General features: G+C 26.8%; 15 protein-coding genes. 7 read left to right on the forward strand and 8 right to left on the reverse strand.

The features are described 5' to 3' along the window. Nucleotides 1-23 precede the first annotated feature (23 nt). Together C4S76_RS02825 and C4S76_RS02830 are read left to right on the forward strand one after the other, a co-directional pair. On the forward strand, nt 24-803 hold the full coding sequence (locus C4S76_RS02825) for an SDR family NAD(P)-dependent oxidoreductase (protein WP_105192622.1): 780 nt from the start codon (nt 24-26) through the stop codon (nt 801-803). A gap of 25 nt (nt 804-828) precedes the next feature. Next, on the forward strand, nt 829-1,713 hold the full coding sequence (locus C4S76_RS02830; RefSeq protein ID WP_105192459.1) for a GRP family sugar transporter: 885 nt from the start codon (nt 829-831) through the stop codon (nt 1,711-1,713). 181 nt (nt 1,714-1,894) lie between these two features. Here C4S76_RS02830 and pncB read toward each other — a convergent pair whose 3' ends face one another. Next, nucleotides 1,895-3,061, reverse strand: coding sequence for a nicotinate phosphoribosyltransferase (gene pncB / locus C4S76_RS02835; RefSeq protein ID WP_394335583.1), 1,167 nt, complete (start codon nt 3,059-3,061; stop codon nt 1,895-1,897). Nucleotides 3,062-3,349: 288 nt separating this feature from the next. Here pncB and pncA point away from each other — a divergent pair, with 288 nt between their 5' ends. Further along, nucleotides 3,350-3,946 (forward strand): bifunctional nicotinamidase/pyrazinamidase, encoded by a 597-nt coding sequence (gene pncA / locus C4S76_RS02840; RefSeq protein ID WP_105192463.1) that lies wholly within the window; start codon nt 3,350-3,352, stop codon nt 3,944-3,946. Between the two features lie 262 nt (nt 3,947-4,208). Here pncA and C4S76_RS02845 read toward each other — a convergent pair whose 3' ends face one another. Genes C4S76_RS02845 through C4S76_RS02860 form a run of 4 tightly spaced genes read right to left on the reverse strand, consistent with a single transcriptional unit; the run spans nt 4,209 to nt 7,873 of the window. Next, on the reverse strand, nt 4,209-5,237 hold the full coding sequence (locus tag C4S76_RS02845; protein WP_105192464.1) for a glycosyltransferase family 2 protein: 1,029 nt from the start codon (nt 5,235-5,237) through the stop codon (nt 4,209-4,211). A gap of 4 nt (nt 5,238-5,241) precedes the next feature. Further along, nucleotides 5,242-6,135 carry a glycosyltransferase family 2 protein gene (locus C4S76_RS02850; protein ID WP_105192466.1) on the reverse strand — a complete coding sequence of 298 codons (894 nt, stop codon included), beginning with the start codon at nt 6,133-6,135 and terminating at the stop codon, nt 5,242-5,244. 3 nt (nt 6,136-6,138) lie between these two features. Then, the gene (locus C4S76_RS02855) at nt 6,139-6,783 is read right to left on the reverse strand and encodes a NeuD/PglB/VioB family sugar acetyltransferase (protein WP_105192468.1); all 645 of its coding nucleotides are present in this window, start codon (nt 6,781-6,783) and stop codon (nt 6,139-6,141) included. Next, nucleotides 6,764-7,873 (reverse strand): DegT/DnrJ/EryC1/StrS family aminotransferase, encoded by a 1,110-nt coding sequence (locus C4S76_RS02860; protein ID WP_105192470.1) that lies wholly within the window; start codon nt 7,871-7,873, stop codon nt 6,764-6,766. Before C4S76_RS02860 ends, C4S76_RS02855 begins: the two co-directional genes overlap by 20 nt. 144 nt (nt 7,874-8,017) lie before the next feature. Between C4S76_RS02860 and C4S76_RS02865 the strand changes: the two genes are divergently transcribed. From C4S76_RS02865 to C4S76_RS02875, 3 genes are all read left to right on the forward strand, one after another. Continuing rightward, on the forward strand, nt 8,018-8,347 hold the full coding sequence (locus tag C4S76_RS02865) for a PadR family transcriptional regulator (RefSeq protein ID WP_105192472.1): 330 nt from the start codon (nt 8,018-8,020) through the stop codon (nt 8,345-8,347). An 8-nt stretch (nt 8,348-8,355) separates the two neighbouring features. Then, a complete protein-coding gene (locus C4S76_RS02870) occupies nt 8,356-9,984 on the forward strand; it encodes a PspC domain-containing protein (RefSeq protein ID WP_105192474.1) in 1,629 nt (542 codons plus the stop codon). Nucleotides 9,985-10,170: 186 nt separating this feature from the next. Beyond that, a complete protein-coding gene (locus C4S76_RS02875; RefSeq protein ID WP_105192476.1) occupies nt 10,171-10,731 on the forward strand; it encodes a 1-acyl-sn-glycerol-3-phosphate acyltransferase in 561 nt (186 codons plus the stop codon). Between the two features lie 53 nt (nt 10,732-10,784). Here C4S76_RS02875 and C4S76_RS02880 read toward each other — a convergent pair whose 3' ends face one another. Continuing rightward, a complete protein-coding gene (locus tag C4S76_RS02880) occupies nt 10,785-11,369 on the reverse strand; it encodes an outer membrane beta-barrel protein (RefSeq protein WP_181044040.1) in 585 nt (194 codons plus the stop codon). A gap of 188 nt (nt 11,370-11,557) precedes the next feature. Beyond that, nucleotides 11,558-12,253 carry a hypothetical protein gene (locus C4S76_RS02885; protein ID WP_105192480.1) on the reverse strand — a complete coding sequence of 232 codons (696 nt, stop codon included), beginning with the start codon at nt 12,251-12,253 and terminating at the stop codon, nt 11,558-11,560. Nucleotides 12,254-12,326: 73 nt separating this feature from the next. Between C4S76_RS02885 and C4S76_RS02890 the strand changes: the two genes are divergently transcribed. Further along, nucleotides 12,327-12,716, forward strand: coding sequence for an RNA-binding S4 domain-containing protein (locus C4S76_RS02890; protein WP_105192482.1), 390 nt, complete (start codon nt 12,327-12,329; stop codon nt 12,714-12,716). A gap of 8 nt (nt 12,717-12,724) precedes the next feature. On the opposite strand, the gene C4S76_RS02895 is transcribed toward C4S76_RS02890, so the two are convergent. Beyond that, complete coding sequence (locus tag C4S76_RS02895) at nt 12,725-13,240, reverse strand: shikimate kinase (RefSeq protein ID WP_105192484.1); 516 nt, start codon at nt 13,238-13,240, stop codon at nt 12,725-12,727. Nucleotides 13,241-13,326 lie beyond the last annotated feature (86 nt).

Here is a 13,326-nt window from a genome sequence, read left to right on the forward strand (position 1 = left end):
ATGTAAATAATAAAAAAAATAATATGGGAATATTAAGTAATAAAACCGCTTTAATAACCGGTTCCAGTTCAGGGATAGGTAAATCAATTGCTACTAAATTTGCGCAAGAAGGTGCTAATGTTGTTATAACCTATCATTCAGGAAAAGAAAGAGCAAAAAAAATAGAAGAAGAATTATCTAGTTTGAAAATTAAGGTTAAAGCTTATCAAGTAGATGTGTCTGATTTAGTAGGAATACAAAAATTGTTTCATTTAGTTGAAAAAGATTTTGGAGATATTGATATATTGGTAAACAATGCAGGAATTAATGGGCAGAATATTACTATAGAAGACATGAGTTTAGATACTTGGGATAAAACTATAAAAACAGATTTATATGGACCTTTTTATTGTATTAAAGAATTCTTGAATCTTAAAAAGAAAAATAATTCTTATAAAGGATCTCGTATTATTAATGTAACTTCTATTCATGAATATATATGTAAACCGGGAAATGCAGATTATAATTCAGCAAAAGCAGGGATGAGAAATTTAGCACGTACCTTAGCTATTGAATTAGCGCCTAAAGAATTGACAGTTAATAATATTGCTCCGGGGATGATTCTTACTCCTATGAATAAAAAAGTTATGGATGAGGCAGAAGATTTAAAGAAAAAAGAAAATATTATCCCAATGAAAAGAGCTGGAAGTCCGGAAGAAGTTGCTAATGTTGCTTTATTTTTAGCCTCTCAAGCAAGCTCTTATGTAACAGGTTCTACATATACTGTAGATGGGGCTTTATCAATATTAGGCCAAGATGCTTAAATTATTTTGTAAGTAATATAGGAGAATGAATTCTATAGACTTTTTGATAGCCTGTATTCCTATACTAACATGGGGGTTGGTTCCGGTTATTTCCACAATAATAGGAGGTAAAGCCGTAGAACAATCTATGGGTATTTCTTTGGGTAGCTTAGTATTTGCTTTAATTGTATTTGCTATAAAAAAACCAGAAATTAATTTTCATATTATTTGGATAGGTTTGGCTTCTGGTTTATTCTGGGCTATAGGTTCAGTTGGACAATATAAAGGATTAAAATATTTAGGAGTTTCTAAATCTATGCCCATTTCGAATGGAACGCAAATTATAGGTACCTCTATATTGGGAATTTTTTTAGGAGATTGGACTACAAAGACTTCAAAAATTTTTGGTTTTACCGCATTAGTATTAATTATTTTGGGAATATTTTTCACTTCCTATAAAGAGATTGAAGAAGGCATAGAAAAGGAGAAATTACAATGGGGTAAAGGAATTTCTTTTAATTTGCTTTCTTCATTAGGATTTACTTTTTATGTGGGTATTTTAAAATATTTTAATATTGATGGTTGGTCAAGTCTTATACCACAATCTATCGGCCAAATATTGGGAGTTATTTTTATTTCATTTTGTATTTTTAAACATAATCCGTTTAATCTTACTGTAGTAAAAAACAGTATAGTAGGAGTTGTATGGGCAATAGGAAATTTAGCTATATTAATTTCTCAAATAAAATTAGGATTATCTGTTGCATACCCTGTAGGGCAAGCTTGTATAATAGTGTCCATTATAGCCGGTGTATATATTAATAAAGAAAAGAAAACTAAAAAAGAATGGATATCGGCTATCATAGGCATGTTGATAATAGCTTTAGGATTATTCTTTATTTATTTATCTGGAGTTTACGATAAAATGTAAATAAATATATTTATCTTAATATGCATAAATTAAATTGTATAATATATTTTTAAGTTTAAGATTTAAAAATAAACTATTATAAAAAAATATATAAAAAAGCTTTTAGTTTAAACTAAAAGCTTTTTTATATATTTTTTTCTTATGATGAAAATAATGATTCCTTTTAATAGAAATTAGTAAATTATTCTAAACCTAAAGTTAACTTACAAATGTAAATTTCTTTTTCATTACCGGTATTTTTTCCCATAACATCAGATAATTTTACCGCATTTAAATATTCATCTTTAGGTTTTTCTTTAACATGAGTTAATTTTATAACCATATTTAAAGGTTTAGCACCCACATCATTAGATAAATAAGTTCCTATACCGTAAGTGTCATGTATTCTACCATTTACATATTCTTTAATTTTGCGGACTTCTTCTAAATTTAAGGAATCACTAAATACAATGGTTTTAGAAGTAGGATCTATACGGTTTTCTTTATAAAACTGAATTGTTTTGTCAATAAATTCAATATTGCTTCCACTATCACAACGTACACCATCAAATAGTTTCGCAAGTTTTAAATTAAATGATTTAAAAAAGGAATCTGTTGTATACGTATCAGTCAATGTAATACCTAAACTTCCTTGAAAAACTTCTACCCAAGCTTCTAATGATTTTATATTTGCTGCGCGATAACCAAAAAAGGCTCCATGATACATAAACCATTCATGAGGCATAGTGCCAATAGGGGTAGTGTTATGTTTCATGGCTAAATATACATTACTTGTTCCTTTGAAATGCTTTCCTGAATTTTCTTTAAGAGTTTTTACAACAGTATCCTGAACATCAAAAGAAAATCGTCTTCGTGTACCAAATTCAGAATAATCCGCTTTTATATCTTTAAAGCCTATAGCTTTTTCTTTGGCTTTAGATTCGACATCTTTAGGAACAATACCCTTCATTTTAAAATATATTTCAGATATTAAAGCCATAAGTGGTACTTCCCAAAGAACTGTTCTATACCAAAACCCTTCTACATAGAGATTTAGATCTCCACCATTTTGAGATATATGAACTTCGTCAGGATTATACCTGTATCCTTCTAGGAAATCTATAAAGTAAGGATCTAAATAATAACATTTTTTTATAATGAAATTTTTTTCCTCTTTAGTAAGTTTCAATTGAGGCATTTTTTGAATTTCTTCTTTCAGTTTTTCGGCAAAACCTTCAGGAAAATTCCCAATGTCTCTATTAATAAAATCATATCTAACATATGCCCTTGGATATAGTTTCTGTATAGCATGCATTACAGAAAATTTATAAAGGTCGTTATCGGTAAAATACTTTATAATCATATGAATTTTATGCTTAATATTGATATTAATTTATCTGAATTTAATATAGTCAAAAAATGAAAAAAAATATTTTGCAGTTTAATTTGTATATCTATTAAATAAATCATAATTTTTTTAAATAAAAAATTTATAGTATACCTTATTAAGGTATCTTTCAATACAAAAAGATTAAAATAATTTATCAAATTTACTATATATTAAATAATAATTGAAAGAATAGATGTATATTATTTGCAATTCTTATGCCTAAAATCGTTATAATTAAAAAAAGAATTATCTTTAACTAAAAAAAGAATGAAAGCATTAATTATAGTAGATGTTCAGAATGATTTTCTTCCAGGTGGAGCGCTAGCAGTTGAAAATGGAAATGAAGTATTACCGATTATTAATAAAGTTCAGGAAGAATATAGTTTAGTTGTAGCTACACAGGATTGGCATCCTGAAAATCATAAAAGTTTTGCCTCCCAACATAAAGAAAAAAAAACTTTTGATGAAATACAATTAAGAGGACAAAAACAAATTTTATGGCCCGACCATTGCATACAACAATCTTGGGGAGCAGAATTTTCAAAGGAATTAAAACAAAATCAAATTGAAGCTATATTTAGGAAAGGATTAGATCCTACAATAGATAGTTATAGTGGATTTTTTGATAATGGAAAGTTAAAATCTGTAGGATTAGGAGATTATTTAAAAGGCAGAAGTATTGATGAAGTTCATATTTGTGGTCTTGCGGCTGATTTCTGTGTGTATTATACAGCTAAAGACGCATTAGAACTAGGTTTCAGAACAAAAATTATAGAAAATGCTACTAAAGCTATAAATTCATCAAATTTCCAGAATTTGAAAAAAGAATTTGAAAATATAGGTGGGAGAATAATTCAAAAGTGAATTTATTGAATGTTTTTACATGTTGTAATTTTTAATTCACCCATATATTCAATATAATAAATTAAACTCCTAGATAGAATTATTTATATATTATGAATGATATGATTAGATAATTAATTTAAAAAAATAATTATAAAAAGCTAATAATTCATCTGTTTTAGCAAAAATAATTGAATGATTTAAAAGGATAAAGAAATTAAATTTATTTGTATGAAGATATTTTTATTGAAAACAAAATAATTAAATGGTTATTAATGATAAGCTAATCGTCAATTTTTATTCCTAAATTTCTATATTGATTTTTAAATTTCTCACTCCATTTGAGCCAATCTTTGCTTTTAGCTTTAGCATCATTTATTTTATTTAAAAAACTAATAATGTAAGAATCAGAAAAATCTTTTGGAAAATTTTCCCATATATTTAAATCGCCTTTGAACCATGCCTCATTCATAATATAATTAAAACGATTAACATCAAAAGTATCATTATATTGGTGATGTGAATTTGTCGCAGAAGATTTAAAAGTTGTTTCCATGACAGCCTGTTTCAATGTTCCGATAAAATTTTTGTTTTTTTTATTTTTTCTAAAAAAGATAGTAGCATTGAAAAGTTGTTTATGTTCATCTACTTGATCATCAATACCTTTCCATACTTCTAACCAGTATTTTTTATTCCATAGACCCATAAGAATTGAATTTAATTGCCAATATTTTTGTTTAGTGTTATTATTTACCAGACCTAATTTATAAAGAATAGAAAATAATTTAAATTGGTTATAATAATAAGCTTTAAAAATAAATCGGGGTGGGGTAAAAAGATTTTTGGGAGTACTGGAATATATTAGATCAGTAAGTGAATCGGTAACAGGATAATTTTTTGTTTTATTGCCTAACCAGCTTAAATTAAGTAAATGGATATTAAATATTTTAAGATTATTAATAATAGGATTAATTGCTAATGGTTTAAAAAACCATACATCATCTTCAGTCATTATAAAATATTCAGAGGACTTTTGTGCTTGTTCTATCCACATCTGTGTAGGAATTATAAAACCATTTATTTCACTGCCTGTAGTTATATTTAATTCTACAGATTTTACTTTTTCATTATATTGTTGAGAAGTTATAATAGTAACCTGTGGATGTTTTTGTTTAATTAGATTTAAATATTTAGAGGGGGTTCCGTCATCCAGAATTTTAATTTTTATATCACCATCAATATATTTCTCAATACTACTTACACATCTGTCTAGGTAATATGCTCTGTTAAAAGATTTTATTAAAATATCCATTTTATTATCTCTTTTTTAATAAGAATTTTATAAAAAAGAATAATTTATATCTAAAAGAAATATTTTTAAAAATTTCATCTTTTGATAATACTGAAATCATTGATTTTCCATTCTTAACACTTTTAACTAAATAAGTGTATAAATAATATTTTTGTTGTAGATATAAATTTTTAAAGATCACAGGATTATTTTTATAATAATGACTAATTACCTGTAAGGATTGAAACATTTTTTTGTCACGATTTAAATCTGCTTTAGTGCTCCAAATTCCTACTCCTTTTCTATAAACCCCCATAACTTCAGGAATACATTTGATTTTACCCTTTTCTGCATTATATAAATGTAAGGGATAGTCACCTATATAAGATTTTATAAAATAATCTGGATAAACATAAGGATTTCTAAATAAAACAGATAATGTAGGAATATAGTTATATTGAGAAAGATCCTCAATAGAGGACACATCTTTTATTTTTTTTAAAGGAGGATATATTTCATCGGTTAATATTTTATTTTCCATAACTTGTATTTGATGGAAAACAATGGAAAAATTAGGATTTTTGTCTATAAAATCTACTTGTTTTTGCAATTTTAAAGGATCAGTCCAATAATCATCTCCTTCACAAATAGCTATATATTTTCCTTGAGCTTGATTTAGAGTAAATAAGAAATTAGGGATTACTCCTAAATTTTTGGTTTGGTAAAAGTACTTTATATTAGTGTTTTTAATTAGATATTCTTTAATGATTTTATCGGTATTATCATCAGAATGATCGTTAGAAATAATAAGTTCAAAAGTGAAATTACATTTTTGCATTAATACTCCTTCTATAGCCTGGCGTATGAAATTTTCATGACCATAAGTAATCATACTTATACTTACTAACGGGTGAGGCATAAATTAAAAATTTAAAGGTTTTAAGTCTTTAATTTTTTGTGCAGGAATACCTGCTACTACACAGTTATCAGGAATATTTTTAGTAACTATCGCTCCTGCACCAACTATAACATTACCACCTATATGAACATCAGGTAAAATAATAGCACCTGCACCAATATGAGTAAAACTACTTACTTTACTTCTTCCTAATAACGTAACATTGGGTGATATTTCTACGAAATTGTCAATTTGACAATCATGAGTAATAATAGAATTGTAATATATCATGGTTCCCCATCCAATTTTTACAGAATTAGAAATAGTTACTCCGGGCAATATAATAGTACCATTATCGATAGAAACATCATAAGAGCCAATTCGGGCCTCTGTACTTATTATAGAAGTTAGATTTCCGCCTAGTTCTTTAATTTTGATAAAAACATGATTTCTTAATATGGGATTTCCAATTCCAATGGTAAAATTATTTCCATAATTTTGGAAATAATCTACAATTTGAAAAGTATTCTTTAATATGGGGTATTGATTATACAATAAGTCAGGAGATTCCTTAGTCATATCATCATAGAAGGCTATGTTGGGTATATTATTTTGAATACAAACATTTAGAACTTCTTTAGCAAAACCTTTAGCTCCTATTATAACCATCGCTTATTAAATTACATATTTTTTCAACATCTTCTAATTTCAGTTCCGGATAGATGGGTAAACAAAGAACTTTATTAGCTATTTGGTTAGCTATAGGCAAATTAGCTATAGAAGCGGAAGCTAGCCCTCTGTATGTAGGAAAACTACTTATAAGGGGATAAAAATATCTTCGACCATAAATATTATTACTTTTTAAAAATTCATATAATTCATCCCGTGTTTTTTCATACTCGTTGTTAATAAGTATAGGAAAATAAGAATATGGAACTTTAGCATTTTTAGGTTGAGGTAGTAATTCTATTCCTTTAACTTTATTAAGCAATTTTCTATATAAGCTATCAATAGATTTTCTTTTTACCCATAGTTTATCTATATGTTTTAGTAGGACTAAACCATAAGCTGCTTGAATTTCATTTAATTTTGCATTTATTCCAGGAGCCACAACGGTTGTTTCATCAGCAAAACCAAAATTTTTAAGTTTATCAATACGATCTTTTGTTTTTTTGTCATGAGAAATAATTGCTCCTCCTTCTATAGTACTATATACTTTAGTCGCATGAAAACTTAAAACAGAGAGATCTCCATAGTTTAAGATAGAATTATTATTTAATTGGGTACCAAAAGCATGAGCAGCATCATATAACACTTTCAGTCCATATGTATCAGCTATTTTTTGAATAGCATCAATATTACAAGGATTTCCATATACATGTACAGGAAGTATAGCAGTTGTTTGAGGAGTAATTGCAGCTTCTATTTTATTAGTATCAATATTTAAAAAGTCAGGTTCTATGTCTACAAAAACAGGTTTAATATTATTCCACCATAATGAGTGGGTTGTAGCAACAAAACTATATGGAGTGGTTATCACTTCTCCTGATAGTTTAAGTGCTTGTATAGCTGTAATAAGAGCTAATGTTCCATTAGAAAATAAGCTGATAAATTTAACTCCTAAATACTTACAAAGTTTTTGTTCAAGCTCCTGATGTAGAGGACCATTGTTAGTGAGCCACTGAGTTTCCCATATCCTTTCAAGATATTCATTAAATTCCTTTAGCGGAGGTAAAAAAGGTTTGGTTACTGGGATCATAAGTATATGACTTTACTATAAATATGAAAATACAAATATACTAGTTTTTTATAAGAATAAATTAAATAATAAATTAGTACTTTGTATTGCATATTACTTAATATTATTTATATATTTGCTGTACCATCTATTATATAAATTAAAATGAATACAGAAAACATTAAAGCCCAGATGCGGAAAGGTGCGCTGGAGTATTGTATTTTAAGTATTATTAGGAGAGGAGATGCTTATGTTTCCGATTTAATTGATGAGTTAAAAAAAGGTAAACTTATTGTTGTGGAAGGAACATTATATCCACTTTTAACCAGACTTAAAAATGCAGGATTTTTAACATATAGGTGGGAAGAATCTACTTCAGGTCCTCCAAGGAAATATTATGCAATTACTCCCAAGGGAGAATGGTTTTTAAAAGAATTAGCTCAAACCTGGGAAGATTTGACCCGATCTGTTAATATAATAACTAACTCCAAATAAATGAAATTATGAATAAATCAGTATCAATTAGTTTAGGGGGGCTATCTTTTTTTATAGAAGAAGATGCATTTCATAAGTTACAAAGATATTTAGAAGATGTAAAATCATCTTTAGAAACAGAGGAAGAAGATACAGAAGAAATACTCAAAGATGTAGAAGCAAGAATTGCAGAATTATTCAAAGAGTGGTTAGGTAATTACCGGCAGGTGATTGATAAAAAAGATGTAGATAAAGTAATTTCAATCATGGGAACTCCTGAACAATATAACTCAGAGTCAGAAGCAGGAGAAGATGAATTTGAATTGAAAAAAGAATCAAAAGAAAAAGATAAGTTTTATCAGCGACAGTTATATCGTGATACAGATGATAAAATAATAGCCGGAGTTTGTAGTGGATTAGCTCATTTTTTTGGTATAGAACCTATATGGTTCAGATTAGGATTGGTTTTATTAATATTGATTGCCAGTTGGTATTTTAATAGAGTAGCAAACACATTGGTTTTAATATATATTATTTTATGGATAATAATACCTAAGGCTACTACTACCTTAGAAAAATTGAAGATGAAAGGAAAGCCGGTTAATTTTGATTCTATTAAGAAATATATAGATAAAGATGAAATTTCAGAACAAACAGGAAAAATAAAGAATAATTTTTCCAAAGCAAGTAATGAAATAGGAGGTTTTTTAGAATCTATATTTAAAATATTGATTAAAATTATAGCAATATTTACAGGTATTATTTTTGAAATTATAAGCATTTCTTTTATAATTTCTTATTTTATTTGTGCCTTTTCTTTATCTCTTCCCGGAATTAATTCATCCGAATATATAAATTTGATATTCGATTCATCTTGGCAATTATATATTATGGTTTTTTTAATAGGAATAATACTATTAATACCATCTTTTATTCTTCTTTTTATAGGATTAAACATGATAACAGGAAAAAACATAATTAAATTTTCCAAGACAGCTAAAATCACGTTATTTATTATATGGATAATTTCATCAATAATAATTATTTTAATGAGTGCTAGTTTATTCCTATTTCAATTTAGAGAAACAGTAGAAAAGACTCAAAAAAATGTATTGAATAATGTTGCATCTGATACTTTAAGTATTGATATGAAAGATTATCAGGGAAAAACAAATAATACTTATATTACAGTAGGAGAAGGAATATATGGCATAAATACCGATCAAGTTAAATTTATAAATGATAGTGTTATAAAAAAAATAAATAAAACTTTAAAGATAAAGAAAAGCTCAGATTCCAACTTTTATTTGGAAGTAAAAAGTATAGCGACAGGGAATAATGAATTAAATGCTATAAAAAATATAGATGCAATACATTATAAATATCATTTAAAAAATAATAAAGAATTAATGTTAGACCCTTATTTGTCATTTCCAAAAAATATCAAATTTAGAAATCAAGATATAAAGCTAGTATTGTATGTTCCTGAAAATAAATATATAAAAATAACCTATAATGTACAAAAAGTTATATATCTCAATCCAATAAATAAAATTAATATTTATCATAATAGGGGAAAATATTCAAATAAAATTTTTAAATTTACCAATGATTCTTTAAAATGCGTAAATTGTAATGAAATAGTTAATTCCGATTAAAAAAATAATCATCATGGTACAGATTCTTTTTAAAGTAGTTCTTCTGATTATAGACTGGATTATAGGCATATTTAATTAGTAACAGTTTTAATTAAATAATTTAAAAATATATACATTTGTAAAAGGTTCATTTAAGAATAAGATTTTATTCTTAAATGAACCTTTTAATTATTAAATACAAAATTAATGAAGAAAAATTTAGGAAAATTTATGCTTTGGATTGCAGGTTGGAAACTTTTATCTAACTTTTCCATTGAAGATTTAAAAAAAAGTGTTATAATTTGTGCCCCGCATACCTCCAACTGGGATTTTTATTATTGCTTAGCTTGTTTTTGGTCTATAGGAATTCCATATAAAATTATGATTAAAGATAATTATACCAAGCCTTGGTATGGATTTATATTCAAATCTTTAGGATGTATAGGTGTAAATAGAAAACAACGCAATAATTTAGTTGAATATACTGCATCTCTTATTAAAAAATCAGATTCTATGGCTCTAATTAATACACCGGAGGGAACTCGATCTTGGGCTAAAGAATGGAAAAAAGGATTTTATTTTATTGCAAAAAGTGCAGAGGTGCCTGTAGTTTTAGCCTATGCAGACTATAAAAATAAAATAGCTGGAGTTAAGAAAATTATAAATATAGAAGGTAAGACTGTTGAAGATGTTTTTAAAGAAATAGAAGATTTCTATAAACCAGAAATGGCTAAATATCCAAAAAATTATAATCCAAAAATATATTAATAAAAAAAGAGAGTTTGTAAAAACTCTCTTTTTTATAATTTAAATTGTTAAATTTAGAAAACATATTTAACTCCTAAATTGACATCGTTTAAATTGATCCCAAAAGCAGAGTCATCATCGTGTTTAACTCCATCAGGATTATGAGTTCCATATCCAAAACGACCAATTGTAGTTTCAACAGACCAATTTGGAGTTAAGAAAACATCTAAACCAGGTCTAAAGTTTACACCCCAATCAACGAAATTAGTTTTACTTGCACCAGTTACCTTAGTATCACCAAATTTAATAGGAACGTCTAATTGTCCGAAGAAATATAATTTTTCTCCTAATCCCCAGTACTTTCTAGCCAAAGGCTGGATAATAAAAGTATTTTCCTTTACTTTAGCACTACTAGCACCTTTAGTTTGGCCATATTCATATCCTATTTGCCCCCCTACAGCTATAGTTGGAGTAATGAAATACCCGATTAAAGGGGTAACACGAAAATTGTCATTTTTAACATCTGTAGCTCCAATTTTGTCATGATCATAACCTATGGCTCCACCTAGAAACCAACGTCCATCAAATCCAGCTTTTTCCTGAGCACTTGCAAATAAGCTTCCTAAAGCTAGAGCTCCTACTAAAAATAATTTTTTCATTTTTTTAAGTTTTAAATTAAATTGGTAGCAAATATATAAAGAAATAGAAAAAATACAAAAAAAAATTAACATTTTATTAACATAAAATTATGTCAATTATTTTGTTAATAATTGAATATCAGGTAGATGTAGTGAAATCTTTATAAAATGAATAATTTATAAAGGTAAAAGTTATCTTATCTAATAATTTAGTTACAAGTTTGTTCCTCAGCACATACTTTATACAATTCAAAATTTAAAATAAAAGTAGCATTAGATAAGTTTAGATAATTGGAATTTCTTGCATACCCTAAACGAGAAGGAACAATAATAACACCTTGTAATTGATCATATACAGCATTTTTATCTTTATTTGTAGGTTTGAACTTGTTAAGACCTTTTATAAAGCTGGGTATTACATAATAATTTTCAGCTTTTACTGTATCTGTTTTAGGTTTTTTATAAAAGAAAGGATTTTCCTGAGGCATTCCGGTCAGATTTATAGTACTGGCAGCATTTGTTAAGCTAGAATACCCATTTCCTCCTTCTGTTGCAGTAAAATAAGCAAGATTATAATGAATAAGTATATTGTTTTTACCATCCGGATTTAGTCCATTTTTGACAGGTGCTTTAGGATTAATTACATACCAAAATCCCGAAGGGTCCTGAATGGCATTTTTAATTAATGCATCTTTATCATTTGAAGTTACACTTTCAGAAAATTTCACCACTTTTCCTAAATCATCAAAATAATAATTATTTAAAAAATTTTTTATAGCTAGATCATCTGCTGCATTTTGTTCATCAATAGTTAGAGATTTCACATCATTATCATCACTGCTACAAGAAATTATAAAAGTAAAAAAACTAAAAAAAGATATAAGTAAAACAAATTTTTTAATCATGTGGATAAAATGAATTAAATTAGGCGCTAATTTACAATTTAATTTAAAAATAAATTATTTAAATAGTTTATAAATGAGAATAGATAAATTTTTATGGTGTATACGCTTTTATAAAACCCGAGCCTTAGCTACGGAAGAATGTAAAAAAAATAGAATATGGATGGGAGATAATGCTTTAAAACCCTCGAAAGAAGTTAATATAGGAGAAATTTACACAATAAAAAAAAATCAGATTGAATATAAGATTGAAGTTTTACAAATCCCATCAAACCGTTTAGGGGCTAAATTAGTATCTTTATATAGAAAAGATTTAACAGATACAGAACAGATTGAAAAATTAAAAACAAGAAATCAAGAACAAAGCTATTATAGACAAAAAGGGCTAGGGCGCCCAACTAAAAAAGACAGGCGAGATCTGGAAGATTATATTTCTTTCGATTCTCCAAACAAAGAAGATGAGTAAACTTTAATTTATGAATTCTTAGTAATTGAAAGAATTTCATTACATATATCTTCTATAGATTTTTGATTGCAGTTAATTTTATATTTAGCTTTTTCATAATAAAAAGAGCGTTCATAAAGGTGCCGGGATATAAATTCTTTTATCTCTTCATTTTTCAAATGAGCAATAATAGGTCTATGGTCTTTTTCATGAATTAATCTGCTTGCTAATTCAATCGGAGACATTTTTAAATAAAAAGATAGGCTTTTATCATTAATTAAATCCATATTATTATAATAAGCGGGGGTACCTCCGCCTAAACTTAATATAAGATTCTTTTTTTCAAGAATTTTTTTTAAATATAAATTTTCTTTTTTTCTAAAATAGATTTCACCCTTTTCTGAAAAAATTTCTTTGATTGTAGTTTTTTCTTGAGAAATGATAAATTCATCAAGATCAATAGATTTACAGTTGAAATATTCAGATAATTTTTTTCCGATAGTAGATTTTCCACATCCCATATACCCTATTAAAGTAATAATCATAACATAAAATATTTATACAAATATGAGATTTTTTGTTAGAATATTTGGAGAGAAAAAAAAAGTAGTTATATTTGCACTCGCAAAAA

This window comes from Apibacter adventoris (assembly GCF_002964965.1).
GTDB classification, from domain to species: domain Bacteria; phylum Bacteroidota; class Bacteroidia; order Flavobacteriales; family Weeksellaceae; genus Apibacter; species Apibacter adventoris.